This window comes from Pseudomonas sp. SJZ103, assembly GCF_007828335.1.
GTDB lineage: Bacteria > Pseudomonadota > Gammaproteobacteria > Pseudomonadales > Pseudomonadaceae > Aquipseudomonas.
In genome coordinates, this window is sequence record NZ_VIUN01000008.1 from 54989 (window position 1) to 80231 (window position 25243).

Sequence of the window (25243 nt, forward strand, 5' to 3'; positions counted from 1 at the left end):
CTATGTATTTGGTGTGTGGTGAAGCGCTGTTTGATTTTTTCAGCGAGGAAGATGCCAGCGGGCAGGCCTCCAAGGTCAATTACAAGGCGATTGCCGGCGGCTCACCGTTCAACGTCGCGGTAGGTTTGCGCCGCCTGGGCATCGAGGCCGGGTTGTTCGGCGGCCTGTCCACCGACTTCCTCGGCCGGCGCTTGTTGCAGGTGCTGAAAGATGAAGGCGTCAGCGAGCAGTTCCTGGTGGAGTTCGCCGCGCCGACTACGCTGTCGATGGTCGCCGTGGGCGCCGATGGTTCACCGCAGTACAACTTCCGGGGTGAAGGCTGCGCCGACCGACTGCTGGAAGTCGCCCACCTGCCGGAACTGGGGTCTGATATTCGCGGCCTGCATATCGGCTCGTTTTCGCTGGTGGTGCAACCGATCGGCGACACCTTGCTGAACCTGGTCAAGCGCGAAAGCGGCAAGCGCCTGATCAGCCTCGACCCCAACGTGCGCCTTAATCCGCAGCCGGATATCCAGCTGTGGCGCGACCGTGTCGCCGAGTTGGCCAAGCATGCCGACCTGATCAAGGTCAGCGATGAGGACCTGCACCTGCTCTACCCCGGCCAGTCGCCGGAAAGCGTGCTGCAAGGCTGGCTGCAGCACCGTTGCCAACTGGTGTTCCTCACCCGTGGCGGCGATGGCGCCAGTGTGTTCAGCCGTCAGCATGGCACCTGGTCGCAACCGGCACAGAGCGTGGTGATGGCGGATACCGTGGGTGCCGGGGATACCTTCCAGGCCGCGTTGATTGCCTGGCTGACCGAGCAACAGCTGGACTCGGTGGAAGGCCTGCAACAACTGAGCCGCGTGCAGATCGACGCCATGCTCGGTTTTGCCATCCGCGCTGCGGCACTGACGTGCGGCAAGACCGGGCCGGACTTGCCGTATCGCCAGCAGCTTGGATGAAGGTTTTGTCAGCCAGGGAAAATTAATCGATGGTTAATCCCGCAAGTCGAGAGTGAAGTTCTACTCACTTGCGGAGCACCACCATGAAACTGCACACCTTAATGCTCGGCAGCGCCCTGGCGCTGGCAGCGGTGTCGGGCCTGGCCCAGGCTGACGATCAAACACAGGCGAACAAACCCGTGCCTTATCATTACGGCATGCCGATGAACATTGCCAAGGTCCTGGCCATGAACGAACCCCCAACCAACGACTGCAAAGTCATCAAGGCGGATATCAAGTTCCTGGACAAGGCGGGCAAAGTGGAAGACGTGAGCTACCGGAAAATGTCCGAAGCCTGCGATTTCCAGAATTGATGGGCAAACATACACAGCATTGGGCCTGGCATTTACCAGGCCCACCGTTCATAACCAACGATCAGTAGTAACCGCGCCCTCCAGCCCTTTGCTGGGCAGGTGCATGGCTGTGCTTGAGGTCTTCACGCAACCCGGTGATGAGGTTGCAAATAGCTCGACTGCTGTCGAGTTTGTCAGCATTTATACCTTTGACCTCCAAATCCACCCGGTCACGGTCGCGGTCGTCATAGACCTTGATCGTCAGCGAAGCATCTTCGGCTTTGGTGCATTCGCACCGTTTAGGCAGGAAACTTCCTTCAATAATGCTGCGAAGTTCTAATTCCGAAAGCATGGCCAACCTCTCCTTGTCTGAGACTTGCCAATCGATTGTTGTAGGTCTGCAGGCGCTTGCCTGCTACGTCTTGCCAACCCTGGAAGACGCTTACCCTTACCAGCCTACTCGGCAAATTCCGTTTTTGTTGTAACTTTTCCTCATAAGCAATGTAGGAATTTATACAGCTTAGGTCACCCCAGTTAAATCATCGTCGAACCGCTTCGATTAATCGTTTAACCCCACGCTTCGAATTAAACTGCAGCTTGTGCCGCCACTCTTTCAGCAACATATCGCAAACTATCAAAGTTGATATTGGCGCCTGAATTAACTGCGACCAAGGTCTGCCCACTCACCCCACGATTGGCCACGTACTTGCGAACCCCCGCCACCGCCAGCGCACCGGAGGGCTCGGTGATGGAACGTGTATCGTCGTAGATCAACTTCATCGCGCTGCACAGTTCGTCATTGCTGACGGTGATCACTTCGTCCACCCAATCGCGGCAGATCTCAAAGCCATAGGCGCCGATTTGCGCGACCGCGGTGCCATCGGCAAACCCGTCGACACTGGGCAGCACCACCCGCTCTCCGGCTCGCAGCGCCGCGAGCAGGCAACTGGAGCCTTCGGGCTCGACCCCGATGATGCGCACCTCGGGCCGCAGGTATTTGACGTAGGCGGCAATGCCGGCGATCAAGCCGCCGCCGCCCACCGGCACGAAGATCGCGTCCAGCGGGCCCTGTTGCTGGCGCAGGATCTCCATGGCCACCGTGCCTTGGCCAGCGATCACATCCGGGTCATCGAAAGGCGATACGAACGTGCACCCGGATGTCTCGGCCAACTGCAGCGCATGGGCCAGGGCAAACGGGAAGCTCTCGCCATGCAGCACCGCTTCGGCGCCTCGGGAGCGCACGCCCAGCACCTTCAACTCGGGAGTGCTGCACGGCATGACGATCCGCGCCTGGATCCCCAACGCCTTCGCCGCCAGTGCCACGCCTTGCGCATGGTTACCCGCCGACGCCGTCACCACACCACGCGCCTTTTGCTCGGCGGTGAGCTGCACCAACTTGTTGTAGGCGCCGCGAATCTTGAAGGAAAAGGTCGGTTGCAGGTCTTCGCGCTTGAGCAGCACCTGGTTGCCCAGCAATGCCGACAACGCCGGCGCGGCTTGCAGGGGCGTACGCACCGCCAGGTCATAAACCGGCGCGGCGAGGATCTTCTTCACATAGTGTTCAAGCAATGCCGTATCAGCGGTGTGGGGGACGGGGCACGTGCTCATGGGTGTCTCCTGGTTTTTAAGGGCCCTGGAGACGGAAAAACAAAACCCGCCTCTAAGGCGGGTTTGGGTGCAGCCGTGTGCTATCCCGCCAGATGAGGAATGGCGGTAATAATGCTTGGCTGGCTGCGGAAGGTTTGAAATGTCATGTCACGAAACTAACCGGCGGTGAGCAGGCAAGTCAATGGCCATGCGCCATTTAGCCTCGGGGGGTTTACGATGGATATACGAAACATATACGCTTTGTATATCCATCCTTCACAGTGAACACTATGGGCATCGTCAAGATCAGCGACCAACTGCACGAACAACTCCGTCTGGCCAGCGCGGCCATGGACCGTTCCATCAACGCCCAGGCCGAGTTCTGGATCAAGGTCGGCCTGCTCGCCGAACTGAACCCCAGCCTGCCCTACCACGAGTTGATCAACAAACTGCTGCTGGACAAGCCCGACCTGATCCGGGGGCGCAGCTGATGATCAAGACCGCCGCCCAACTGGCTGTGATGCGCGAATCCGGGCGCCTGCTGGCCAAAGTGTTCGACATGCTCGACGGGTTTGTCGCCGCCGGCCGTTCCACCCTGGAGCTGGACAGCGCCGTCGAAGCCTTCATCCGTAACGAGCTCAAAGCCCGCCCCGCCAGCCTCGGGCAGTACGACTACCCGTTCTCCATCAACACCTCGATCAACGAGGTGGTGTGCCATGGCATGCCCAGCGCCAAGGAGATCCTCAAGGACGGCGACATCATCAACATCGACATCACCCTGGAAAAAGGCGGCTTTATCGCCGACTCCAGCAAGATGTACATGATCGGCACCGTCGCCCCCAAAGCGCGGCGTCTGGTGGAGATGACCTTTGAGGCGATGTGGGCCGGGATCCGCCAGGTCAAGCCCGGCGCGCGCCTGGGCGATATCGGCCATGCGATCCAGAGCCATGCACAAGCCAATGGCTACAGCGTGGTGCGTGAATACTGCGGCCATGGCATCGGCAAGCAGATGCATGAAGAGCCGCAAATCCTGCACTTCGGCCGTCCCGGTACCGGGCTGGAACTGCGCGAAGGCATGGTGTTTACCATCGAACCGATGCTCAACCAGGGCAGTTCCAAGGTGCGCAGCCTGAAAGATGGCTGGACGGTGGTGACCAAGGACAACAGCTTGTCGGCGCAGTGGGAACATACCGTGGCGGTGACGGCGGATGGCTTTGAAGTGCTGACCCTGCAAACACAGCCAGGCGAATAACCTATGGCGAGCGGGCTTGTCCCGCGTTGGGCTGCGCAGCAGCCCCAAACGGCGCCGTTGCTGTGCAGCGCGTTGATGTAATAGATCAGGCTTTCGCTTAGGCTGAACATCTGCATCAGGTGATGGTTGCTCATGGACGCGTTGAACTGCTGCTGCAACTTCCATGCAACTATCCATCGGTCAGTTCAAAGCGCTGAATCATCGCGCGTCACCAGACCTGGCCCTGGCGTTTCAACTCCAGGCGCCGCACGAACTCTTCCAGCACCAGGCTGTACAGGTCGTCCTGCAAGTAGGCATCTTCGATGCCGGCATCGAGGTTGGGGTTGTCGTTGACCTCGATCACTACCACCTTGTCGCCGGACTGCTTGAGGTCCACACCGTACAGGCCGTCGCCGATCAGGTTGGCGGTTTTCACCGCCAGTTCCACCACCGCCTTGGGCGCTTCATGGACGGCCAGGGTGCGGCATTCGCCGTTGATGGCCTGGCCGATGGCCTTGTGGTTATAGATCTGCCAGTGGCCCTTGGACATGAAGTACTGGCAAGCGAAGATCGGTTTGCGGTTGAGTACGCCGATGCGCCAGTCGTACTCGGTGTAGAAGAATTCCTGGGCCAGCAGCAGCACCGAATGCTCGAACAACTCGGCGGTGGCCTTGAGCAAGGCTTCCTGGCTTTCGACCTTGATCACGCCACGGGAGAAACACCCGTCGGGAATCTTCAACACCAGCGGAAACCCGAGGCGCTCGCCGACCCGTTCGAAATCTTCCGGTCGCTCCTTGTAGAGAATCTCGGTGGCGGGCATGCCCAGGTGATGGCTGTTGAGCAGGTCGGTGAGGTAAACCTTGTTGGTGCAGCGCAGGATCGAGGCAGGGTCGTCCATCACCACCAGGCCTTCGCTTTCGGCTTTCTTCGCGAAGCGGTAGGTATGGTTGTCGACGCTGGTGGTCTCGCGGATCAGCAAGGCGTCGTATTCGGCCAAGCGCGCGTAGTCCTTGCGCTCGATCAGCTCCACATCAATGCCCAGGCCCTTGCCCACGCGGATGAAGTTCTCCAAGGCACGGGCGTTGGACGGTGGCAGTTGCTCCTGTGGATCGTGCAGGATCGCCAGGTCATAACGGGCCAGGCGGCGTGAACGGGGTTGGCGCCAGATCTTGCGGCTGAAGTTATCGAGGGCATGGGCGAATTGATCTTCCTGGTCGTCGCGCAACTTGTGCAGTACGCCGGACTTCACCCCTTCGATATGCCAACCGTTGTTCTTTCTGAATTCAACTAAGAGAATCGGACTTGGAAATGTTTCAAACAACTGACGGGCCAATTCCTGCAACGGTTCTATATTGGTCCTGCCGAAGTAGAGAGTCAGGGTAAACCCTTCGGTATTACTGTAGAGGTGATGACTCAAGGCTTTATCAAGGGTTTTATCCAAGTCATCCAGCGCCAGGCCGTACAGCGACTTCTTAGTCAGTTCGCTGATGGTGCGCACCGAGGGAATCACCTTGTGCCCGCGCGCTTCGGCCAGCAACGAGCAGTAGTAGCCGTGCCCCAGGTACTTGTAGCTGCGGCACAGATTAATCACCTGCACACGCTTGCCTGTGTCGTTCTGCCAGGTTTGCTCCAGGTATTCCTGGGCGGTGACGATGTCTTCGCTGGGAAAGTAGGAGGCCCAATCTTCCTTGCGCTCAACAATGATCACCACTTGACTGTTACTTCGAGGCGGCGCAGAAAAAAAGCCCTTCGATGTTATTGTCGCCGCGACGATTTGCTCGGATACTTCACGCCAATGACCTTGTACCGCCGACATAATATTTGATCCGCTTTAGAGAACTCGACCTTTTCTATTAAGCACGATCTCTTAGGGAAGTCCCGTTTCGTTACGCAACTTTTACGGCGGTTATATGGCTCTTTTCTCTCGCGTTGCATTACCCAACGATGTACCGGCATTAGTCGCATTGGAGCACCAGTGTTTCACCACCGACCGGCTTTCATCGCGCAGTTTTCACTGGATGATCAGCCGCGCCCACGGCCAGTTGCTGGTGGCGGAACAGGACGGGCAGTTGCTCGGCTATGCGCTGGTGCTGTTTCGTCGTCGCAGCGCGTTCGCGCGCCTGTATTCCATCGCCATTGCCGAGCACGCGCGTGGCCTCGGGCTGGGCAAGCAGTTGCTCAGCCATGTCGAGGCCTGCGGGGTGACGCACGGGTGCGCGCACCTGCGCCTGGAGGTGCGCACCGACAACCCCGGCGCCTTGGCGCTGTATGAACGCAACGGCTACCGGCGCTTCGCCCAGGTCAACGACTACTACGCAGACCACACCCCTGCCCTGCGCCTGGAAAAAACCTTGGTCAGGCCACCTGCTTGATCCCGGCCTTGGCTTCCAGCTCGCGCACCAGCGGCAACACGCGCTTGCCGAAGTACTCCACTTCTTCCTGGAAGTGCAGGAAGCCCGCCAGCACCAGGTCCACCCCCACCGCCTTGAGTGCGACGATGCGCTCGGCAATTTGCTGCGGGGTGCCGATCAGGTTGGTCTTGAAGCCATCGTTGTACTGCACCAGGTCTTCAAAGCTGGACTTGGCCCAGTTGCCCTCGCCTTCGGGTGATGCCTTGCCGGCCTGCTTGGCCGCGTCGCCAAAGGCATTCACGGCTTCCGGGTCGGCCTTGTCGATGATCTCTGCGAGCACGGCGCGGGCTTCTTCCTCGGTGTCGCGGGCGATGATGAATGCATTCACGCCGACTTTGACCGCATGGTTGTTGGCGGCAGCCTTGGTGCGAATGTCATCGACCTGGGCCTTGATGCCTTCCGGGGTGTTGCCGTTGGTGAAATACCAGTCCGACACGCGCGCCGCCATGTCCCGCGCGGCCCGTGAACTGCCGCCCTGGAACACTTCCGGCTGGCCCAGCGGCTTGGGTTTGAGGGTGTAGTTGTTGAAACGGTAGAAGTCACCCTTGAAGGTAAAGTCGTCCTGGGTCCAGATGCCTTTGAGGGCGCGGATGAATTCCTCGGAACGGCGATAGCGCTCGTCGTGCTCCAGCCAGTGTTCACCGATGGCCTGGAACTCACCCTTGAACCAGCCACTGACGATATTCACCGCAATGCGGCCGTTGGTGAGCTGGTCGATGGTCGCCAGTTGCTTGGCCGCCAACGCCGGTTGCCACGGGCCGGGCAGGATCGCCGCGATGACTTTGAGCTTGGTGGTCGCGGCCAGCAACGCATGGCTGAACGCCACGGATTCATGCTGGTTCTCGGCGCCATAGCCGGCGGTGAAGCGGATCTGGGTCAGGCCATACTCGAAGCCGGCTTCTTCGGCCAATTGCGCCAGTTTGCGGTTGTAGTCGATGCCCCAGTGGGTGCGTTGTTCGATCTTGCTGACCACCAGCCCACCGCTGACGTTGGGCACCCAATAGGCAAATTTCACGGCTTGCTGACTCATCGAACGGTACCTCGCACAAAGGAATGTACTGAGGGGTTGAGCAGCAAGCGTGCCAGGCGCGGGCAAACGCCCGCGCCACAAGGGTTGCGACGCGAATTCGGGGCTGGGAGGCTTGGAATGCCAATGTCAGGGATTGCAACGGTTTGTCGGTTTGCTGTTGCTGGAGCAACAGCAAACAGCGTGCATCCCCCCGTAAACATTGGCCCTGGCACCCGGCACGGACTGTGCAATCACTCCCGGTACCGATCACTGCCCCGGAGCCCTGCTCATGACCAAACACCACGTTATCAACCCGCTGTCTGTCGGCGTCGACTACCCCACGTTGGCTGCACGCTTTCGTCCGATTTTCCAGCGCATCGCCGATGGCGCGGTGGCACGCGAACAAACCCGCGCCCTACCCCATGAGCCGATCCAATGGCTCAAGGAGGCCGGCTTCGGCGCGGTGCGGGTGCCGGTGGAATACGGCGGTGGCGGTGCTTCGCTGCCGCAACTGTTCGAACTGCTGATCGAACTGGCCGAGGCCGACTCCAATGTGCCCCAGGCCCTGCGCGGGCATTTCGCCTTTGCCGAAGACCGCCTGAATGCGCCGCCCAGTGCCGGCCGCGACCTGTGGTTCAAGCGCTTTGTGGACGGCGATATCGTCGGCTGCGCCTGGACTGAAATCGGCGCCGTGGCCATCGGTGACGTTGTCACCCAGGTCAGCCCGGACGGCGATAAGTGGAAACTCAACGGTGAAAAGTTCTACAGCACCGGCAGCATTTTCTCTGACTGGATCGACGTGTACGCCCAGCGCAGCGACACCGGCGGCGATGTGATCGCCGCCACCCGCGCGCGCCAACCCGGCGTGGAACACAGCGATGACTGGGACGGTTTTGGCCAGCGCACCACGGGCAGCGGCACCTCGCGCTTTACCGATGCAGTGGTGGAGGCGGAAAACGTCATCGACTTTGCGACCCGCTTCAAATACCAGACCGCGTTCTACCAGCTCGTACTGTTAGCGAGCCTCGCCGGTATCGGCCGTGCCGCGTTGCGCGATGTGGCCCACCAGGTGCGCAGCCGCAAGCGCATCTACAGCCATGGCAATGCCCAGCATGTCAGCCAGGACGCCCAGATCCAGCAGGTGGTGGGCGAAGTCGCAGCCTTGGTCTACGCCGCCGAAGCCAGCGCGTTGAAGGCCGCCGTGCCGGCACAACGGGCGTACCTGGCGCGTTTCGGGGGGGATGAGGGTGTCGAGCGCGAAGCCAACGTAGCGGCCGAAATCGAGTCGGCCACAGCGCAGGTGGTGGTGTCGGAGCTGATCCAGCGCGCCACCAGTGAGTTGTTCAACGCACTGGGGGCGTCGGATGTGCGCCAGGGCAAGTCCCTCGACCGCCATTGGCGCAATGCGCGGACCGTGTCGTCGCACAACCCGGTGATCTACAAGGCGCGGATCGTGGGGGACTGGGTGATCAATGGCACCGAGCCGCCGTTTGTGTGGCAGATCGGCAATGGTCCGGCGAAAGCCTGAGGCTGAGCGGGGTCAAAACTGTGGCGGCCCTGGCCCAGGACGGCTAACCCGGCGTCCTGCCGGGTTACCCACGGATTCAAGCCTGCGTTCGGCCAGTGTGTTTAATGGGGCGCCTAGGATCAAGATCAAAAGCCAGAGCAAAAACAGACCGAGGCCTACCTGCTGGATAAAGATCCAAATGTGGGAGGGGGCTTGCCCCCGATAGCGCCGGGTCAGTTAACCAATAAGTGACTGACACTCCCTCATCGGGGGCAAGCCCCCTCACACATTTGGCCCTTGTATATTTGAATCCTGTGTACGCCTCAAAAGGCCAATTTGTAGCCGATGGTCATCAACATGATCGCCAGGCACGGGCGCAATACGCCGTCCGGGACTTTGCCGGTCATGTGGCTGCCGAAATAAATGCCCGGCAGCGACCCCATCAGCAAAAAGCCCAGCAGGTGCCAGTCCATATTGCCCATGCCGGCATGGCCCAAGCCCGCCACCAGGGTCAGGGGCACGGCGTGGGCGATCTCGGTGCCGACCAGGCGGCGCGTGGCCAGGAACGGATAGAGGATAAATAACGCGACCGTGCCGAGGGCGCCGGCGCCGATGGAGGTCAGTGCAACCATGGTACCCAGCACCGCACCGGTCACCACGGTCAACGCATTCAGGTTGCGCGGGTTCATATGGTAGTGATCGCCCGCATGGCGCTGGGCGAACGCCAACAGGCGCTGCTTGAACAGGATCGCCAGGGCGGTCAGCAGCAGGACCACGCCGAGGGCCTGCTTGATCACCGCGTTCATGGCGCTGGGGTCGGTGTGCAGGGTGGCGAGGAACCACAGGGTCAGCAACACCGCAGGCACACTGCCCAGGGTCAGCCAGCCGGTGATGGTCCAGTCGATGTTCTTGTTCTTGCTGTGTACCAGCACGCCACCGGACTTGGTGATGGCCGCGTACAGCAGGTCAGTGCCCACGGCAGTGGCCGGGTTGATGCCGAACCACAAGAGGATCGGGGTCATCAACGAGCCCCCGCCTACACCGGTCATGCCCACGATAAAACCAACGATCAGGCCCGCAATTACAAAACCAAAGTTACCCACTTCCATCAAAGCTACCTGCGGCCTTATAAAATTCTGGCCGCAGGATAGCGATTTTTCTTATAACGACTTATATCAATATGATCTGACTTTATGCCTTTTATGGCAGTCGGCGGCAGACATACGCCTGGGTTTGATAGGGAAACGCCACTGTGTCACGGCCTTTCAATGCCGGATGGGTGGCGATCAAGCCACGCAACTGCTCGGTCACGAGGGCTTTTTCAGCCTCGGGCAACGCGGCAATAAAGCTCACGGAGAGGACGCGATCCATGATCACTTCCTGTGGGCTGCCTACATGGCTATACGGGAAACACGTCATTTCGGGGTCGGAAAAGTACTCGCCGTTGAACGCTTCGCGCCAGCGCCCGGAGTGAAAGCGCGGGGTGTCACCTTCGTAGGGGGTAATGATCGCGGTGATGGCCGCCACCCAATCCACCGATTCATCGCGCACATTCCACACCAGCCCAAGGCGCCCTGCGGGCTTGAGTACGCGATGGATTTCCGCCAGCGCGGCCTGGGTGGAGAACCAGTGGAAGGCCTGCGCGCAGACCACCGCGTCGGCGCTGGCAGTCTCCAGGGGGATGGCTTCGGCGGTGCCATTGACCAAGCGCACGTCCGGCAGCAGACGGGTCAACTGCGCACCCATGGCCTGCACCGGCTCGACGGCGATCAACGTAGGCGCCAGGGTACTGAGCAGGCGCGTGAACTTGCCGGTGCCGGCGCCCAGGTCGACGACTAATGAATGTGCATCGACGCCGAGTACATCCGTGAGCCAGCCGGTGAGCTGCCTGGGATAATTCGGCCGACCTTGGGCGTAGGTGACGGCCTGGGTAGAGAAACCTTGTTGAGCAGACGCGTGAACACCAGTCATTGCCAATCTCTCCTCGGGTAAAGCGGGGGCACAGTGTGCGCCTTCAATCATTTATTTTCTAATCGCTGCATCCAATCGTGCGCGTCATGGGTAGTCCTTTCAGTAACCCCGCTGTTTGACTGAATGGAGAACTACCTATGAACGCTAAAGCCCTGCTCTGCTTCACCGGTTTGCTCATCGCCACCCCAGCGGCCTTTGCCCAGACCGGCTTGCCCGACAGTATCAAGGTGCCGGATGGCCACAAGGTGGCACTGGAAACCACCGGCATCGGCGAAATCACCTACGAGTGCCGCGACAAGGCCAATGCCGCCGGCCAGACCGAATGGACCTTCGTCGGCCCCAAGGCCGTGCTGAATGACAGCAGCGGCAAGCAAGTGGGCACCTACTTCGGCCCACCGGCTACCTGGCAGGCCAAGGACGGCTCGAAAATCACCGGCACCCAGCTCGCCGTAGCCCCCTCGGGTGCGGGTAACCTGCCCTACCAATTGGTCAAGGCCAACCCGGCCGAAGGCAAGGGCGCGATGAGCGGCGTGAGTTACATCCAGCGGGTCGCGCTCAAAGGTGGCGTGGCACCGAGCACCGAGTGCACCACTGCCAACAAGGGCAAGCAGGAAGTGGTGAAGTACCAGGCCGACTACATTTTCTGGGCGGCCAACTGAGCAAACTGCGCTACGCTGCCCCTGTAGGAGCCTGCTCCTACAGGGGGGTGGTTATCGTTATTACAGCGGTGGAAGTACGTGGCCTTGCCTGACACCCATTTTGATTATGAAGCCTGCCTATTGGCCTGTGCCCGTGGCGAGCAACGTGCCCTGCGTCAACTGTATGAGCAGGACAGCAGCCGTTTGCTCGGCGTGGCGTTGCGCATCGTCCGGGACAAAGCCCTGGCCGAAGACGTTGTGCATGACGCATTTATGAAGATCTGGCACGGCGCCGGCAGTTTCGACCCCGAACGCGGTTCGGCACGGGGTTGGGTGTTCAGTGTGACCCGTCACCTAGCCCTCAACTACGTGCGCAACCACCATCGCGAGGTGGCACTGGGCGAGGAACATGAACAGCTCGCCGCGCCTCACGACACCTTTGAATTCCCCGCACGCGCAGGCTTGATGCACACCTGCCTGCAACAACTCGACCCGGCCCGTCGCACCTGCATCCTGCATGCCTATGTCGACGGTTATTCCCACAGCGAAATCGCTTCAAGACTGGGCACCCCGCTGGGGACCGTCAAGGCCTGGATAAAACGTAGCCTCGCCGCGCTGCGGGAGTGCATGGCATGAACGAAACACTCGACGAACTGGCCAGCGAATACGTACTGGGCACCCTGCCGGCCGAACAACGCGCCGAGGTGGAACAACGCCTCCCGCACGATGCGCAATTGCGTGCGGCGGTGGACGCCTGGGAACAGCGCCTGTTGCCCCTGACCGCGCTGGCAGAACCGGTGCCGCCCTCCGCTGAACTGTGGCGGCGTATCCAGCGCAACATCGCCCCTGCGCAAACCCGCGCAGGGTGGTGGAACCTTCTGGCGTTGTGGCGGAGCCTGGCGGGTGCGGGGCTGGTGACGACGCTGGTGCTCGCGGCCTTGTTGCTGACGCGCCCTCCTGCGCTGTCCCCCAGCTTTGTGGTGGTACTGGTGGCGCCGCAAAGCCAGGCACCGGGCTGGGTGATCCAGGCCAGCAATAATCAGCAGATCCAGTTGATTCCGTTGGGCGTGATGGAAGTGCCGGCGGACAAGGCCTTGCAGTTCTGGACCAAGGGCGATGGCTGGCAAGGCCCGGTGTCCCTGGGGCTGGTCAAGCCGGGGCAAACCCTGTCGGTGCCGCTGGACAAACTGCCGCCGCTGGCGCCCAACCAGTTGTTCGAACTGACCCTGGAAGACCCGCGTGGCTCGCCCACCGGTAAACCCACAGGACCGATCCAGGCAATCGGCCGTGCGGTCAAGGTGCTCTGATCAGGCGACATTGGGCAGCCACACCCGAAAGCGTGCGCCACCCAACGGCGAGGCCAATGCGGTCAGGGTGCCGCCCTGGGCTTCCATGGCGCGCCGGCTGATGGCCAGGCCCAGGCCAAAGCCGCCGGTGGAACGGTCGCGGCTGCGGTCGAGGCGGTAGAACGGCTCGAAGATACGCTCGCGCTGGTCCAGCGGAATGCCGATGCCATCGTCATCCACCCGGATTTCACAACCTTTGGCGCAGACCTTGACCCCCACCTGAATGCGCTTGTCGCAGTAACGTGTGGCGTTGCGCAGCAGGTTCTGCAGCGCGCGGGCAGTGAGGCGTGGGTCGAGGCTGAAGCGTTCCACGGCGCAATCGAGTACCACATCGATGACGATCTCGGGGTTTTCCAGTTCGTCATCGACGCTGCCCAGCACACTGTCGATAAATTCATCGAGCACCACCTCAACCCGCTCCGGCAGTTGCGCCGGGTTTTGCAGGCGGCTGTAGGACAGCAACTCCAGCACCAGTTCATCCAACTCACGAATATGCGCCACCAGGCCATGCAGGCGTGCGCGACTGGCCTCTGGTAAATCCTCCGACAGCGCCAGGGCCAGGCCGAAATCCAGGCGTGTGAGCGGTGTGCGCAGTTCATGGGAGACCGCGTTGAGCAGGTCGCGCTGCTGGTTGAGCAGGTGTTCGATGTCGTCGGCCATGGTATCGAACACCGCCGCCAGGCTGCCGATGTTGGAGCTGGGCGGGATGTGTGTGCGCTCGGCCAGGTTGCCTTTGCCCAGTTGCGTGGCGGTGCTTTTCAGGCGTTCGAGGTCGCGCCAGTGCGGGCGCAGCCAGAACAGCAGGCAGGCCAGCAACGCCGCACCGATCAGCACGTTCATCGACCAGTACAACAGGTTCATGTCCAGCGGGTCCGGCGGGACGGTGAGCTTGACCACGAACTGCTCGTTGAGCGGCGAACTGATGTCCTCCATCCAGCCCCACTCCCCCAGGTGAATCACGGGTTTGCCCTGCTCCAGCAGTTTCGCTTCCTGCGCGGTGTAGCGGGCGTCCTGGCGTAACAGCAATTGCACTTTGAGTGGCGCGAAGTCACGGCCCAGTTGCTCGGTCACCTGGGACCAGCGCTCCACCGGCGCGCGCAGGTACTGCTTGACGATCAGCTTCTGCATGCCCCGGGATTGCTCGACGTTGTAGTCCAGGTAGCGGTGTTCGAAGAGTTGGATCACCAGCTTGGGAATCAGGAAGATCGCCGCGCTGTAGGTGATGATGGTGATCAGGTAGAGGCGTACCAGTACACGAAACATCGGTCAGCATTCCCACTCGGAACGGCTGAACAGGTAGCCCTTGCCCCACACGGTCTTGATCTTGCGCGCTTCACCGGCATGGTCGTCGAACTTGCGGCGCAGCTTGGAAATGGCCACGTCCACCGAACGGTCGGTGCCGTTGAACTCGATACCGCGCAGGCGTTGCAGGATCTGGTCGCGGCTGAGCACTTCGCCGGCGTGCCGGGCCAGCACCACCAGCAGGTTGTATTCGCCACTGGACAACTCCACCGCCTGCTCGCGCCAGGTCACGGTGCGCTCCGACAGGTCGATGCACAGGTTGCCCATCAGGATCTGGTCGCTGGCCACCTGCGGCTCGGACAAACTGCTGCGCCGCAGCAAGGTGCGCACCCGCGCCAGCAGCACCCGCGGCTCGCAGGGTTTGGTGACATAGTCGTCGGCGCCCATTTCCAGGCCCAGCACCTGGTCGTGGCTGTCGTCGCGGGCGGTGAGCATCAGGATCGGCAGGCCCGCCGAATCGGCGCGCAACAGGCGGCACACTTGCAGGCCGTCGAGGCCGGGCAGCATCAGGTCGAGGATCACCAGGTCCGGCGGGTTGAGGCGCGCGCGGTCGCGAACGTGGTCGCCACGACTGAGCACACTGACGTGGTAGCCATTGCGTTCCAGGTAGCTGGCAATCAGCTCGGAAAGTGCGGCGTCGTCTTCCACCAGGAGGATGTTGGGCATGGTGTTTCCAAATAATGCGGTTTGTTGGTGTGTTGCAGGATTGTGCAAGGATATACGCCCTCGACGCCCCGCGCGCCGCACCTTACATTTCTTCACAGACGACCTACACAGCTTCACAGCACCACGGCGCAGGTGACCTTAGGATGCGCCAGTCAATATTGGGATAAGAGCATGTCGAAGAATCTGTTTGCGCCATTTTGCCTGTTGGCCCTGACGCTGGCCCTGAGTGCCTGTGACAAATCGGCCGCCGAAGCGCCAGAAATGCCCCTGGCCAAAGTGCGCATCGAAAGCCTTGAGGCCAAGCCCCTCTCCATCACTAGCGAATTGAGCGGCCGCATCGCCGCGCCGCGCATCGCCGAAGTGCGCGCACGGGTCGCTGGCGTGGTGATGCAACGGGTCTTCAAGGAAGGCCATGACGTCAAACAGGGCGACGTGCTGTTTCGCATCGACCCGGCACCGTTCAAGGCTGACCTGGACAGCGCCCAGGCCAACCTGAGCAAGGCCGAGGCCAATGCGTTCCAGGCGCGCCTGCAGGAGCAGCGCTACAGCCAATTGGTGGAAGGCAACGCCATCAGCGGCCAGGACTACGACAACGCCCGCGCCGCCGTGCGCCAGACCAACGCCGAAGTTGCCGCCAATAAGGCCGCCGTCGAGCGCGCCAGGTTGAACCTGGGCTACGCCACCGTGACCGCGCCGATTTCCGGGCGCATCGGCCGTGCCCTGGTGACCGAAGGCGCACTGGTGGGTCAGAACGAAGCCACGCCCCTGGCGATCATCCAGCAACTGGACCCGATCCACGCCGACCTTACCCAGTCCACCCGCGAGCTGAACGACCTGCGTCGCGCTTTCCGCGCCGGCAGCTTGAAGCAGGTGGGCCAGGACCAGGCCAAGGCCACGTTGATCCAGGACGATGGCAGCCTCTACCCGCTGCCGGGCAAGTTGCTGTTCGCCGAGATCAGCGTCGACCCGGGCACCGGGCAGATCATCCTGCGCAGCGAGTTTCCCAACCCGGACCTCGACCTGCTGCCCGGCAGCTTCGTGCGGGTACGCCTGGAGCAAGCCGTCGACAAACAAGGCATCAGCGTGCCGCAACGCGCCATCACCCGCGACAGCGCCGGCATCCCCATGGTGCTGCTGCTCGACGCCGAGCAGACCGTCAGCCAGCAGCCGGTAGAACTGGGTGCGGTGATCAATGACCGCTGGGTGGTCAGCCACGGCCTCAAGCCCGGCGACCGTATCGTCGTCGAAGGCCTGCAGCACGCGCGCCCCGGTGAAAAAGTCCAGGTCGATGACAGCCCCACACCCGTTGCCCAGGCTTCCGGCCAATAAGGATCATTGACAATGCCGCAGTTCTTTATTGACCGCCCGATCTTCGCCTGGGTGGTCGCCCTGTTTATCCTGCTGGCCGGCTTGCTGGCCATCCCGCAATTGCCGGTGGCCCAGTACCCCAACGTCGCGCCGCCGAAGGTGGAAATCTACGCAGTGTACCCGGGCGCCTCGGCCCAGACCCTGGATGAAAGCGTGGTCAGCCTGATCGAGCAGGAGCTCAACGGCGCCGATCACCTGCTGTATTTCGAATCCCAGAGCAGTCTCGGCTCGGCGACGATTACCGCCACGTTCCAGCCCGGCACCAACCCGGAAATGGCCCAGGTGGATGTGCAAAACCGCCTCAAGGCGGTGGAGCCGCGCCTGCCCCAGGCCGTGACCCAGCAGGGTTTGCAGGTGGAGAAAGTCTCCGCCGGCTTCCTGCTGCTGGTCACCCTTACCTCCAGCGACGGCAAGCTCGACGACGTGGCGCTCAGCGATTACCTGGCGCGCAACGTGATGAACGAGCTCAAGCGCCTGGACGGGGTGGGCAAGGCGCAGTTGTATGGCGCCGAACGCGCCATGCGCATCTGGATCGACCCGCAGAAGCTGATCGGCTTCAACCTCACACCGGCCGACGTGAACGCCGCGATCAGCGCACAGAACGCCCAGGTCTCGGCCGGCAGCATCGGCGACTTGCCGGGCACCAGGACCCAGGAAATTACCGCCGCGATCCTGGTCAAGGGCCAGTTGTCCACGCCGGCGGAATTCGCCGATATCGTGCTCAAGGCCAACCCGGACGGCTCCACCGTGCGCATCGGCGATGTGGCGCGGGTAGAAGTGGGCAGCCAGGAATACCAGTTTTCCACGCGCCTGAACGGTAAACCGTCCACCGCCGTCAGCGTGCAACTGGCGCCGGGGGCCAATGCGCTCAACACCGCGACCCTGGTGCGGGCGAAGATGGACGAGCTGTCGCGCTATTTCCCGGCCAATGTGGAATACAAGATCCCGTACGACACCTCGCCGTTCGTCAAGGTCTCGATCACCAAGGTGGTCTACACCCTGCTCGAAGCGATGGCGCTGGTGTTTGCGGTGATGTTCCTGTTCCTGCAGAACGTGCGCTACACGCTGATCCCGACGCTGGTGGTGCCGATCGCGCTGATGGGCACCTTCGCCACCATGCTGTTGCTGGGCTTCTCGATCAACGTGCTGACCATGTTCGGCATGGTGCTGGCCATCGGCATCCTGGTGGACGATGCAATTGTGGTGGTGGAGAACGTCGAGCGGATCATGGTCACCGAGGGCCTGTCGCCCAAGGACGCGACGAAAAAAGCCATGGGCCAGATCACCGGCGCCATCGTCGGCATTACCCTGGTGCTGGTCGCGGTGTTCCTGCCGATGGCGTTCATGGCGGGGTCGGTGGGGGTGATCTACCAGCAGTTCTCGCTGTCGATGGCCACCTCGATCCTGTTCTCGGCGTTCCTTGCCCTGACCTTGACCCCGGCCCTGTGCGCCACCCTGCTCAAGCCGATTGCCAAGGGGGAGCACCATGCCAAGGGCGGGTTCTTCGGCTGGTTCAACAAGCGCTTCGAGCAGCTCACCGAGCGTTACGAAGGCTGGGTCGCCTATGCGCTCAAGCGCAGCGGCCGTTACCTGCTGATCTACCTGGTATTGCTGGTGGGCCTGGGGCTGATGTTCAGCCGCCTGCCCGCCTCGTTCCTGCCGGTGGAAGACCAGGGCTACACCATCACCGACATCCAGCTGCCGCCGGGTGCGAGCAAGAACCGCACGGTGCAGGTGGCCGAGCAGATCGAAGCGCACAACGCCGGTGAGCCTGGGGTGGGTGACACCACCATGATCATGGGTTTCAGCTTCTCCGGCTCCGGGCAAAACGCCGCGCTGGCGTTTACTACGCTCAAGGACTGGTCGGAACGCGGCAGCGATGACTCCGCCGCCTCGATTGCCGACCGCGCCAACATGGCCTTCAGCGAGCTCAAGGACGCGATCGCCTATACGGTCCTGCCGCCTCCCGTGGATGGCCTGGGCACCTCCAGCGGTTTCGAGTTCCGCCTGCAGGACCGCGGCGGTGTTGGCCATGCGGCGCTGATGGCGGCACGCACCGAATTGCTCGCCGCTGCCGAGAAAAGCCCGATCCTGACCAACGTGCGCGAAAGTGCCCTGGCCGAGGCGCCGCAAGTGCAGCTTGAGGTCGACCGCAAGCAGGCCAACGCGCTGGGTGTCTCGTTTGCGGATGTGGGCAATGTGCTGTCTTCCGCCATCGGTTCGGCCTATGTCAACGACTTCCCCAACCAGGGCCGCATGCAGCGGGTGGTGGTGCAGGCCGAAGGTGACCAGCGCAGCCAGGTGGCGGATTTGATGAAGATCCACGTGCGCAACAAGGCCGGGGAGATGGTGCCGCTGTCGGCATTCGTTGTCGCCAAATGGACCCAGGGCCCGGCACAACTGACGCGCTACAACGGCTACCCCGCCATCGCCATTTCCGGCGAGGCGGCACCGGGGCATAGCACCGGCGAGGCGATGGAAGAAATCCAGCGCCTGGTCAGCCAACTGCCGGCGGGCCTGGGCCAGGAGTGGACGGGATTGTCATTGCAGGAACGACTGTCCGGCTCGCAGGCGCCGATACTGCTGGGCCTGTCGCTGCTGATCGTGTTCCTGTGCCTGGCGGCGCTGTATGAAAGCTGGTCGATCCCGACTTCAGTGCTGCTGGTGGTGCCGCTGGGCGTGCTCGGCGCGGTGCTGGCGGTGACCTTGCGGGGCATGCCCAACGATGTGTTTTTCAAGGTCGGCCTGATCACCATCATCGGTTTGTCGGCGAAGAACGCGATCCTGATCATCGAGTTCGCCAAGGACTTGTATGACCAGGGCGAAGACCTGATCGACGCCACCCTGAAAGCCGCACGACTCAGGTTGCGGCCGATCATCATGACCTCGCTGGCGTTTATCCTCGGCGTGGTGCCATTGGCGATTGCCACCGGTGCCAGTTCGGCGAGCCAGCAGGCGATTGGTACCGGGGTGATCGGCGGGATGATCACCGCGACCCTGGCGGTGGTGTTTGTGCCGGTGTTCTTTGTAGTGGTGATGAAGTTGACAAAGCGTAAGGTTGCGATCAACAAGTCCTGAATCACTTATATCTTTTAGGTCTGAAGAAGCACATATCAAGACTGTCATATTTGACAGTTTTGAAATGTTCAACATTGCTCTAAGCTGCTCTGGCGCGTAATAACCCAGTGCCATGCGGGTCCAGTTACGTCACTCATTCAAAACCAAGTAGAGGGTTTTAAAATGACGACTGACAACAAACAATATAAGGGCAGTATTACCGCCGATACCACGCTAACTAAAAATTTCAGCGCGACGGAAGTCATGATGTCGCGGTACTCATCAACCGATGGTGCTGTGTTGGCGGTGAGGGGCGATGACGCTGACTGGGATGGAAATTTTCTCGTTCTTTTAATACCAGTCCAAAATCAGACTTCAGGATCACTTGAGGTATCCGAATCTTATGAGCGCAACAAAGCTCGCATTCACTTCAATCGTTTTTTGGGTGGAGAAGAGCCTGTCCGTGGATATGCGCAGAGCGGGAAAATCACATTTGAATATGATCAGCAAGGCAATACCGTGAGCGGCACTGGCCACTTCAAGGTTCGATCTGATGACTTGGGCCACGAGTACACATTTGAAAAGCTGGAGTTCTCAGTTCAGCCCGTCAAATAACCGCTTCGGTGCGTCACCTGCCACAATCACACACTATCATGGAGCTCCCTCTGTTTTTGTGTGAATACGCTATAGTGGCTCCCCTGTCTTTCGGGGAGCCTCTATGCCTTTCCTTGCCCGCACCCACCCTCGCCTCTCCGCCGCCGCCGTGCTCGGCCTTGTCATAGGCATCCTGGCACCCGCCGACACCCTCGCCAGCAAAATCCTCATTGGCTGGAACGCCGGAGTCTGGACTTACCTGGTGCTGATGCTGTGGCTGACCAGCCGTGCCAGGGCCGACGATGTAAAGCGCATCGCCGAAATCGAGGACGAGAACGCCGGGCTGGTACTGTTCACCGTGTGCATCGCCGCCATCGCGAGCCTCGCCACCATCACCTTCGAACTGGTGGGCAGCAAAGACCTGGCCACTTCCGAGCGCCTGCTGCACTACGGGTTCACCGGGCTGACGGTGATCGGTTCATGGCTGTTGATCGGGGTGATTTTCAGCGTGCATTACGCCCGCCTGTATTACACCTGGAACGGCAAGGAACCGGCGCTGCGTTTCGCCGAAGGGCTGTTGACGCCGAACTACTGGGACTTCCTGTATTTCTCCTTCACCATCGGCGTGGCGGTGCAAACCTCTGACGTCGGCGTCGCCACGCGCGGCATGCGCAAGGTGGTGCTGGGGCAGTCACTAATCGGCTTTTTGTTCAATACAGCGATCCTGGGGTTCTCGATCAACATCGCCGCCGGGCTGTTCAGCTAGGCTGCACAAACCTTCTAGACGCAATGGCGCCGGCAGACGCTAATACCCTTACACATAGCATGCTGGTGTTTTATGGCCGCGCACAATTGGATCGACTTGTCCCAGGACGCCGACACCGGCATCGAGACCCTGCGCGCGCATTTCGAGGGTCACGCCTACGACCCCCACTGGCATGACAGCTATCTGGTCGGCGTCACCGAACAAGGGGTGCAGCAATTCAACTGCCGCCGCACCCGGCACAACAGCGTACGGGGCCAGGTGTTCCTGGTAGAGCCTGGCGAACTGCATGACGGCGACGCGCCCACTGCGGACGGCTTTACCTATCACATGCTGTACCTCGACCCGCAGTGGCTGGCGCGGGAAGTGAGTGCGGTATTCGAAGAGGCGCCCCTCAACAGTCAACTGGGGTTTGCCAGCACCGTGACCAGCGACCCGCGCCTGGCCCTGGCCACCAGCCGTGCGTTCCAGACCCTGCACAGCGGCGAACTGCGCATCGTGCGCCAGCGCGCCATGGACCAATTGCTGGAGCGCCTTACCGCCCAACTCCAATGGCGCACCCGCTACCGTGAAGACCCGCGCTTGCCGCTGGTGGCCTATAAGGCGCGGGACTACCTGCATGCCCACCTGCAGCAAGACGTGGGCATGGACGAACTGGCCTTGACGTGCGGCGTCGACCGCTTTCGCCTGACCCGCGCCTTCAAGAGCGCCTTCGGCCTGCCGCCCCATGCCTACCTGGTGCAACTGCGCCTGGCCCGCGCCCGGCATTTACTGGCTAAGGGTGAACAACCGGCAGACGTGGCGATTGCCCTGGGCTTTGCCGACCAGAGCCATCTGGGCCGCTGGTTCATCCGCGCTTACGGCCTCACGCCCGCCGCGTACCGCAAGCGCTGCTCAAATCTTCCAGACAGGTAAGGCGCCGGCTTGTGAAGATCGACTCCATCGATTGGTTTACCGGAGTCCCCCGCCATGCTGTCCACCTTGCTGCCGTTCATGCTGTTCGCCTTCGTCGCCTCCATCACACCCGGCCCCACTAACATTCTGGTGCTGAGCAACAGCGCCCGCTACGGGTTCAAAGCCGCCCTGCCAATCATCCTCGGAGCCTGCACCGGGGCGGCCGGGCTCGTGCTCCTGGTGGGGGCCGGGTTTGGCCAGTCGCTGGTACACCTGCCCAAGGTGCAAAGCGCCATGCAGTGGGCCGGCGTCGCCTGGTTGAGTTACCTGGCCTGGCAGATCTTCCGTGCCCCCCCTCAGGCCATCGAAGTGGATGCAGGCCAAAAGCCCCTGGGGCTGATCGGCGCTGCCAGCCTGCAATTGATCAACCCCAAGACGTGGATGATGGCGTTGGCGGTGGTCAGCGTATTTGCCGGTAATGGTGAGCAGCGCCAAAGCCAGGTGGTGTACCTGTCCCTGGTGTTTTTCCTGATATCGATGCCCTGCCTGGGCACCTGGGCGCTGTTGGGGGTGGGGTCTGCGCGGGTGTTTCGTTCGCCCAAGGCCATGCAGCGTGTTAACCGAAGCATGGCCCTGCTGCTGTTGGCGGCGGCGTGGTTGGGCATGCTCGTCTGAGCACACCGATCATCTATCTTTGTCCTACAGCTTCTTGACGACTTTCCTACTTTAGTGGTTTCCTGAAACCGGTTTCAGTCATTCCAATAAAAATAGAAGGTCGATGACCGTGAACAACTTTTCTGCCGCCCAGCGCAGCCGCGTGACCATGCTCGACGTCGCCGAGCACGCCGGCGTATCCAAGGCCAGCGTGTCGCGCTTTATCGGCGAAGACCGCGCCCTGCTCTCCGATGCCATCGCCCTGCGCATCGAACAAGCCATCGAACAACTCGGCTACCGCCCCAACCAGATGGCCCGCGGGTTGAAACGTGGCCGCACGCGCTTGATCGGCATGCTGGTGGCCGATATCCGCAACCCCTACTCCATTGCCGTGATGCACGGCGTCGAAACCGCCTGCCGCCGGCACGGCTACAGCCTGGTGGTGTGCAACACCGACCGCGATGACGAACAGGAGCGCCAACACCTGGCGGCGCTGCGCTCCTACAACATCGAAGGGCTGATCGTGAACACCCTCGGCCATCACCTCGACCAATTGCTGGAACTGCAACGGGAAATGCCTCTGGTGCTGGTGGACCGCAAGGTCGAGCCGCTGCACAGCGACCTGGTGGGGCTGGATAACCCGGCGGCGGTGCGCATGGCGGTGGAGCACCTGGAACAGCAGGGTTACCGCGAGGTGTTGCTGGTGAGTGAGGCCTGCGATGGCACCAGTTCACGGCAGGAACGCCTGGACAGCTTCAAGAGCGAAATTGCCCGGCACCCGGCGCTGACCGGCGCGGTGCTGGAGCTCGATGATGCGCTGGAACAACGCCTGCAAGCCTTTCTCGCCAAACCCGGCCCCAAGGCCCTGTTCTGCGCCAACGGCATCGCCGCGCTGGCCTGCACCCGTGCGCTCAAGGCGCTGGACTGCAACCTGTTCGACGACGTGGGTTTGATCGCCCTGGATGACCTGGACTGGTACCCGCTGGTGGGCAACGGCATCACCGCCCTCGCCCAACCCACCGAAGCGATTGGCGCCAGTGCGTTCGATTGCCTGCTCAAGCGGTTGCGCGGTGACACTGAACCGACCCGCACCCTGGACTTTTTGCCCCAGTTGATCATCCGAGGCTCAACCCAGCGCCCCTACACGTAGCCGCTGTCGAGCCTTGGCGAGGCTGCGGTTACGGCAGAGTCGACTGGACATTCAACGTCAAAAAATGAAACCGGTTTCAGAGGTAAACAACAATGCACAAATACCCCGTTTCCATCAGCCTTTCCAGCTACGGCGCCGACCTGGTCCGCCAGCAAGGCCAATTGAGTTTTGTCGAATTGCTGGCCGCCGCCGGTGCCCAGCGCATCGAGTGGCGCGAAGAACTGCTGACCGTTGAGCAACCCGCCGAATTGGCCCAGGCCGCCGCCGCACAGGGCCTGGAGTGCGTATTTTCATCGCCGCTTGAATTGTGGATCGCCGGCCGCGCCCAGCCGAATGCCGAACTGAACGCCACCCTCGACCGTGCCCAGGCCTTTGGTGCGCGCTGGCTGAAAGTCTCCCTCGGTTATTTCACCGACACCAATGACCTGGAAAGCCTGCACGCCCTGCTCGCTCGCCACCCGGTCAAGCTCTTGGTGGAAAACGACCAGACCCTGCACGGCGGGCGCATTGAGCCGATGCAGCGTTTCTTCACTGAAGTCGAGCGCCTGGGCCTGCCGGTGAAGATGACCTTCGATATCGGCAACTGGCAGTGGCAGGACCAATCCGCGTTGACCGCCGCACGCCTGCTGGGCCGACACGTCGACTACCTGCACTGCAAGGCTGTGGCGCGCCGCGCAGACGGCAAGCTGGTAGCGCTGCCGCCCGGCGCCACCGACCTGCATCTGTGGGAACAACTGCTCAAGCACATGACTCAAGGCATTACACGGGCGGTGGAATTTCCGCTGCAGGGCGATGACCTGGTCGACGTCACTGCGCAACAAGTGGCGGCCCTCGCCCTCCTTGGCCAACCTCGTGGGGAGAATGCCCATGTCTGAGATCGATATTCTGTCGTTTGGCGAAACCATGGCGATGTTTGTCGCCGAGCAGACCGGCGACCTGGCCCAGGTGGCGCAGTTTCACAAACGCATTGCCGGCGCCGACAGTAATGTCGCCATCGGCCTGTCGCGCCTGGGCTTCAACGTCGCCTGGCTGAGCCGGGTGGGCGATGATTCCCTCGGGCGCTTTGTGGTCGACACGCTGAAAAAAGAAGGCCTGGATTGCCGGCATGTGGCGGTCGATCCGCTGCACCCCACCGGTTTTCAACTCAAGTCCCGCGAAGAAGCCGGCGATGACCCGCAGGTGGAGTACTTCCGCAAGGGCTCGGCCGCCAGCCAGTTGTCCGTGGCCGCCATCAGCCCTGCGCTGCTGCAGGCCCGCCATCTGCATGCCACCGGTATTCCGCCGGCCTTGTCCGAGGCCACCCGCGAGTTGTCCCGCGAGTTGATGACACAGATGCGCAAAGCCGGGCGCAGCGTGTCGTTCGACCCTAACCTGCGTCCGTCGCTATGGACCAGCCAGGCGCAGATGATCGACGAAATCAACGCCCTCGCCAGCCTCGCCGACTGGGTCTTGCCGGGCCTGGGCGAAGGCCGTCTGCTCACCGGTTTCGACGACCCGGCGGATATTGCCGCGTTCTACCTCGACCAGGGCGCCGAAGCCGTGGCGATCAAGCTCGGCCCTGACGGCGCCTACTTCCGCACCCAGCTGAACCAGGGCTTTGTCGCTGCCGTGCCCGTGGACAAGGTGGTGGACACCGTTGGCGCCGGCGATGGCTTTGCCGTGGGCATGATCAGCGCCCTACTGGAAAACCTCAGCTTCCCCGAGGCGGTGCAACGCGGCAACTGGATCGGCAGCCGCGCCGTGCAAAGTCGCGGCGATATGGAAGGTTTGCCCACCCGCTCTGAATTACCCACCCGATCCGTCGCTTGACCCACACCCTGTT

Annotated in this window: 25 protein-coding genes and 2 pseudogenes; 18 read left to right on the plus strand and 9 right to left on the minus strand. The window is 61.6% G+C overall.

Annotated elements, in window-relative coordinates:
* Nucleotides 1–2 precede the first annotated feature (2 nt).
* Nucleotides 3–941 (plus strand): carbohydrate kinase, encoded by a 939-nt coding sequence (locus FBY10_RS18065; RefSeq protein WP_131696569.1) that lies wholly within the window; start codon nucleotides 3–5, stop codon nucleotides 939–941.
* Nucleotides 942–1024: 83 nt separating this feature from the next.
* A complete protein-coding gene (locus FBY10_RS18070; protein WP_131696570.1) occupies nucleotides 1025–1294 on the plus strand; it encodes a DUF2790 domain-containing protein in 270 nt (89 codons plus the stop codon).
* A 61-nt stretch (nucleotides 1295–1355) separates the two neighbouring features.
* Here FBY10_RS18070 and FBY10_RS18075 read toward each other — a convergent pair whose 3' ends face one another.
* Together FBY10_RS18075 and ilvA are read right to left on the minus strand one after the other, a co-directional pair.
* A complete protein-coding gene (locus tag FBY10_RS18075; protein WP_145337315.1) occupies nucleotides 1356–1625 on the minus strand; it encodes a DUF1652 domain-containing protein in 270 nt (89 codons plus the stop codon).
* 233 nt (nucleotides 1626–1858) lie between these two features.
* Complete coding sequence (gene ilvA, locus FBY10_RS18080) at nucleotides 1859–2881, minus strand: threonine ammonia-lyase, biosynthetic (RefSeq protein WP_145337314.1); 1023 nt, start codon at nucleotides 2879–2881, stop codon at nucleotides 1859–1861.
* 269 nt (nucleotides 2882–3150) lie between these two features.
* Between ilvA and FBY10_RS18085 the strand changes: the two genes are divergently transcribed.
* Both FBY10_RS18085 and map read left to right on the plus strand, forming a co-directional pair.
* Nucleotides 3151–3351, plus strand: a complete 201-nt coding sequence (locus tag FBY10_RS18085) for a ParD-like family protein (RefSeq protein ID WP_027606410.1) — start codon at nucleotides 3151–3153, stop codon at nucleotides 3349–3351.
* Nucleotides 3351–4112, plus strand: coding sequence for a type I methionyl aminopeptidase (gene map, locus FBY10_RS18090; RefSeq protein WP_131696572.1), 762 nt, complete (start codon nucleotides 3351–3353; stop codon nucleotides 4110–4112). Before FBY10_RS18085 ends, map begins: the two co-directional genes overlap by 1 nt.
* 47 nt (nucleotides 4113–4159) lie before the next feature.
* Here map and FBY10_RS31800 read toward each other — a convergent pair.
* Nucleotides 4160–4285 (minus strand): annotated as a pseudogene (locus tag FBY10_RS31800) (magnesium transporter CorA family protein); the annotation flags it as partial.
* Nucleotides 4286–4320: 35 nt separating this feature from the next.
* The gene (locus FBY10_RS18100; RefSeq protein WP_131696574.1) at nucleotides 4321–5907 is read right to left on the minus strand and encodes a RimK family protein; all 1587 of its coding nucleotides are present in this window, start codon (nucleotides 5905–5907) and stop codon (nucleotides 4321–4323) included.
* A 94-nt stretch (nucleotides 5908–6001) separates the two neighbouring features.
* Here FBY10_RS18100 and FBY10_RS18105 point away from each other — a divergent pair.
* A pseudogene (locus tag FBY10_RS18105) lies at nucleotides 6002–6451 on the plus strand (N-acetyltransferase family protein); the annotation flags it as partial.
* Here the strand turns inward: FBY10_RS18105 and sfnG are convergent.
* Nucleotides 6447–7532: a dimethylsulfone monooxygenase SfnG gene (gene sfnG / locus FBY10_RS18110; RefSeq protein ID WP_145337313.1), complete on the minus strand. Its 1086-nt coding sequence runs from the start codon at nucleotides 7530–7532 to the stop codon at nucleotides 6447–6449. The pseudogene FBY10_RS18105 and the gene sfnG overlap by 5 nt on opposite strands.
* Before the next feature lie 268 nt (nucleotides 7533–7800).
* Between sfnG and FBY10_RS18115 the strand changes: the two genes are divergently transcribed.
* A complete protein-coding gene (locus tag FBY10_RS18115) occupies nucleotides 7801–9039 on the plus strand; it encodes an acyl-CoA dehydrogenase family protein (protein WP_145337312.1) in 1239 nt (412 codons plus the stop codon).
* 302 nt (nucleotides 9040–9341) lie between these two features.
* Here FBY10_RS18115 and FBY10_RS18120 read toward each other — a convergent pair whose 3' ends face one another.
* On the minus strand, nucleotides 9342–10127 hold the full coding sequence (locus tag FBY10_RS18120; protein ID WP_145337311.1) for a sulfite exporter TauE/SafE family protein: 786 nt from the start codon (nucleotides 10125–10127) through the stop codon (nucleotides 9342–9344).
* Between the two features lie 91 nt (nucleotides 10128–10218).
* A complete protein-coding gene (locus FBY10_RS18125; RefSeq protein WP_131696578.1) occupies nucleotides 10219–10989 on the minus strand; it encodes a class I SAM-dependent methyltransferase in 771 nt (256 codons plus the stop codon).
* Nucleotides 10990–11126: 137 nt separating this feature from the next.
* Here FBY10_RS18125 and FBY10_RS18130 point away from each other — a divergent pair, with 137 nt between their 5' ends.
* The 3 genes from FBY10_RS18130 (at nucleotide 11127) to FBY10_RS18140 (ending at nucleotide 12934) form a co-directional block, all read left to right on the plus strand.
* The gene (locus FBY10_RS18130; RefSeq protein ID WP_145337310.1) at nucleotides 11127–11648 is read left to right on the plus strand and encodes a DUF3455 domain-containing protein; all 522 of its coding nucleotides are present in this window, start codon (nucleotides 11127–11129) and stop codon (nucleotides 11646–11648) included.
* Between the two features lie 84 nt (nucleotides 11649–11732).
* Nucleotides 11733–12263, plus strand: a complete 531-nt coding sequence (locus FBY10_RS18135; protein ID WP_145337309.1) for a sigma-70 family RNA polymerase sigma factor — start codon at nucleotides 11733–11735, stop codon at nucleotides 12261–12263.
* Complete coding sequence (locus tag FBY10_RS18140) at nucleotides 12260–12934, plus strand: anti-sigma factor domain-containing protein (protein ID WP_131696580.1); 675 nt, start codon at nucleotides 12260–12262, stop codon at nucleotides 12932–12934. The genes FBY10_RS18135 and FBY10_RS18140 overlap by 4 nt, the downstream gene beginning before the upstream one ends.
* Here the strand turns inward: FBY10_RS18140 and FBY10_RS18145 are convergent, their stop codons facing one another.
* Together FBY10_RS18145 and FBY10_RS18150 are read right to left on the minus strand one after the other, a co-directional pair.
* Nucleotides 12935–14236: an ATP-binding protein gene (locus FBY10_RS18145; protein ID WP_145337308.1), complete on the minus strand. Its 1302-nt coding sequence runs from the start codon at nucleotides 14234–14236 to the stop codon at nucleotides 12935–12937. It abuts the gene before it with no gap.
* Between the two features lie 3 nt (nucleotides 14237–14239).
* On the minus strand, nucleotides 14240–14941 hold the full coding sequence (locus tag FBY10_RS18150) for a response regulator transcription factor (protein WP_131696582.1): 702 nt from the start codon (nucleotides 14939–14941) through the stop codon (nucleotides 14240–14242).
* Between the two features lie 171 nt (nucleotides 14942–15112).
* Between FBY10_RS18150 and FBY10_RS18155 the strand changes: the two genes are divergently transcribed.
* The 9 genes from FBY10_RS18155 (at nucleotide 15113) to FBY10_RS18195 (ending at nucleotide 25230) form a co-directional block, all read left to right on the plus strand.
* Nucleotides 15113–16270 carry an efflux RND transporter periplasmic adaptor subunit gene (locus FBY10_RS18155; protein ID WP_145337307.1) on the plus strand — a complete coding sequence of 386 codons (1158 nt, stop codon included), beginning with the start codon at nucleotides 15113–15115 and terminating at the stop codon, nucleotides 16268–16270.
* A 12-nt stretch (nucleotides 16271–16282) separates the two neighbouring features.
* Entirely contained in the window at nucleotides 16283–19387 is a 3105-nt protein-coding gene (locus FBY10_RS18160; protein ID WP_145337306.1) for an efflux RND transporter permease subunit, read from the plus strand.
* Between the two features lie 162 nt (nucleotides 19388–19549).
* Nucleotides 19550–19981, plus strand: a complete 432-nt coding sequence (locus FBY10_RS18165; RefSeq protein ID WP_145337305.1) for a hypothetical protein — start codon at nucleotides 19550–19552, stop codon at nucleotides 19979–19981.
* 103 nt (nucleotides 19982–20084) lie between these two features.
* Complete coding sequence (locus FBY10_RS18170; protein WP_131696586.1) at nucleotides 20085–20726, plus strand: DUF1345 domain-containing protein; 642 nt, start codon at nucleotides 20085–20087, stop codon at nucleotides 20724–20726.
* Nucleotides 20727–20798: 72 nt separating this feature from the next.
* On the plus strand, nucleotides 20799–21638 hold the full coding sequence (locus FBY10_RS18175) for an AraC family transcriptional regulator (protein ID WP_145337304.1): 840 nt from the start codon (nucleotides 20799–20801) through the stop codon (nucleotides 21636–21638).
* A 54-nt stretch (nucleotides 21639–21692) separates the two neighbouring features.
* Nucleotides 21693–22292, plus strand: coding sequence for a LysE family translocator (locus FBY10_RS18180; protein ID WP_145337303.1), 600 nt, complete (start codon nucleotides 21693–21695; stop codon nucleotides 22290–22292).
* Nucleotides 22293–22401: 109 nt separating this feature from the next.
* Nucleotides 22402–23421 carry a LacI family DNA-binding transcriptional regulator gene (locus FBY10_RS18185; RefSeq protein ID WP_145337302.1) on the plus strand — a complete coding sequence of 340 codons (1020 nt, stop codon included), beginning with the start codon at nucleotides 22402–22404 and terminating at the stop codon, nucleotides 23419–23421.
* Nucleotides 23422–23513: 92 nt separating this feature from the next.
* Nucleotides 23514–24296: a sugar phosphate isomerase/epimerase gene (locus tag FBY10_RS18190; RefSeq protein WP_131696590.1), complete on the plus strand. Its 783-nt coding sequence runs from the start codon at nucleotides 23514–23516 to the stop codon at nucleotides 24294–24296.
* Nucleotides 24289–25230: a sugar kinase gene (locus FBY10_RS18195; protein ID WP_145337301.1), complete on the plus strand. Its 942-nt coding sequence runs from the start codon at nucleotides 24289–24291 to the stop codon at nucleotides 25228–25230. Before FBY10_RS18190 ends, FBY10_RS18195 begins: the two co-directional genes overlap by 8 nt.
* The last annotated feature ends 13 nt before the right edge of the window (nucleotides 25231–25243 follow it).

Coding starts and splice junctions, on each gene's coding strand:
- FBY10_RS18065 (WP_131696569.1), top strand. CDS start 3: ATGTATTTGGTGTGTGGTGAAGCGCTGTTTGATTTTTTCAGCGAGGAA.
- FBY10_RS18070 (WP_131696570.1), top strand. CDS start 1,025: ATGAAACTGCACACCTTAATGCTCGGCAGCGCCCTGGCGCTGGCAGCG.
- FBY10_RS18075 (WP_145337315.1), bottom strand. CDS start 1,625: ATGCTTTCGGAATTAGAACTTCGCAGCATTATTGAAGGAAGTTTCCTG.
- ilvA (WP_145337314.1), bottom strand. CDS start 2,881: ATGAGCACGTGCCCCGTCCCCCACACCGCTGATACGGCATTGCTTGAA.
- FBY10_RS18085 (WP_027606410.1), top strand. CDS start 3,151: ATGGGCATCGTCAAGATCAGCGACCAACTGCACGAACAACTCCGTCTG.
- map (WP_131696572.1), top strand. CDS start 3,351: ATGATCAAGACCGCCGCCCAACTGGCTGTGATGCGCGAATCCGGGCGC.
- FBY10_RS18100 (WP_131696574.1), bottom strand. CDS start 5,907: ATGTCGGCGGTACAAGGTCATTGGCGTGAAGTATCCGAGCAAATCGTC.
- sfnG (WP_145337313.1), bottom strand. CDS start 7,532: ATGAGTCAGCAAGCCGTGAAATTTGCCTATTGGGTGCCCAACGTCAGC.
- FBY10_RS18115 (WP_145337312.1), top strand. CDS start 7,801: ATGACCAAACACCACGTTATCAACCCGCTGTCTGTCGGCGTCGACTAC.
- FBY10_RS18120 (WP_145337311.1), bottom strand. CDS start 10,127: ATGGAAGTGGGTAACTTTGGTTTTGTAATTGCGGGCCTGATCGTTGGT.
- FBY10_RS18125 (WP_131696578.1), bottom strand. CDS start 10,989: ATGACTGGTGTTCACGCGTCTGCTCAACAAGGTTTCTCTACCCAGGCC.
- FBY10_RS18130 (WP_145337310.1), top strand. CDS start 11,127: ATGAACGCTAAAGCCCTGCTCTGCTTCACCGGTTTGCTCATCGCCACC.
- FBY10_RS18140 (WP_131696580.1), top strand. CDS start 12,260: ATGAACGAAACACTCGACGAACTGGCCAGCGAATACGTACTGGGCACC.
- FBY10_RS18145 (WP_145337308.1), bottom strand. CDS start 14,236: ATGTTTCGTGTACTGGTACGCCTCTACCTGATCACCATCATCACCTAC.
- FBY10_RS18150 (WP_131696582.1), bottom strand. CDS start 14,941: ATGCCCAACATCCTCCTGGTGGAAGACGACGCCGCACTTTCCGAGCTG.
- FBY10_RS18155 (WP_145337307.1), top strand. CDS start 15,113: ATGTCGAAGAATCTGTTTGCGCCATTTTGCCTGTTGGCCCTGACGCTG.
- FBY10_RS18160 (WP_145337306.1), top strand. CDS start 16,283: ATGCCGCAGTTCTTTATTGACCGCCCGATCTTCGCCTGGGTGGTCGCC.
- FBY10_RS18165 (WP_145337305.1), top strand. CDS start 19,550: ATGACGACTGACAACAAACAATATAAGGGCAGTATTACCGCCGATACC.
- FBY10_RS18170 (WP_131696586.1), top strand. CDS start 20,085: ATGCCTTTCCTTGCCCGCACCCACCCTCGCCTCTCCGCCGCCGCCGTG.
- FBY10_RS18175 (WP_145337304.1), top strand. CDS start 20,799: ATGGCCGCGCACAATTGGATCGACTTGTCCCAGGACGCCGACACCGGC.
- FBY10_RS18180 (WP_145337303.1), top strand. CDS start 21,693: ATGCTGTCCACCTTGCTGCCGTTCATGCTGTTCGCCTTCGTCGCCTCC.
- FBY10_RS18190 (WP_131696590.1), top strand. CDS start 23,514: ATGCACAAATACCCCGTTTCCATCAGCCTTTCCAGCTACGGCGCCGAC.
- FBY10_RS18195 (WP_145337301.1), top strand. CDS start 24,289: ATGTCTGAGATCGATATTCTGTCGTTTGGCGAAACCATGGCGATGTTT.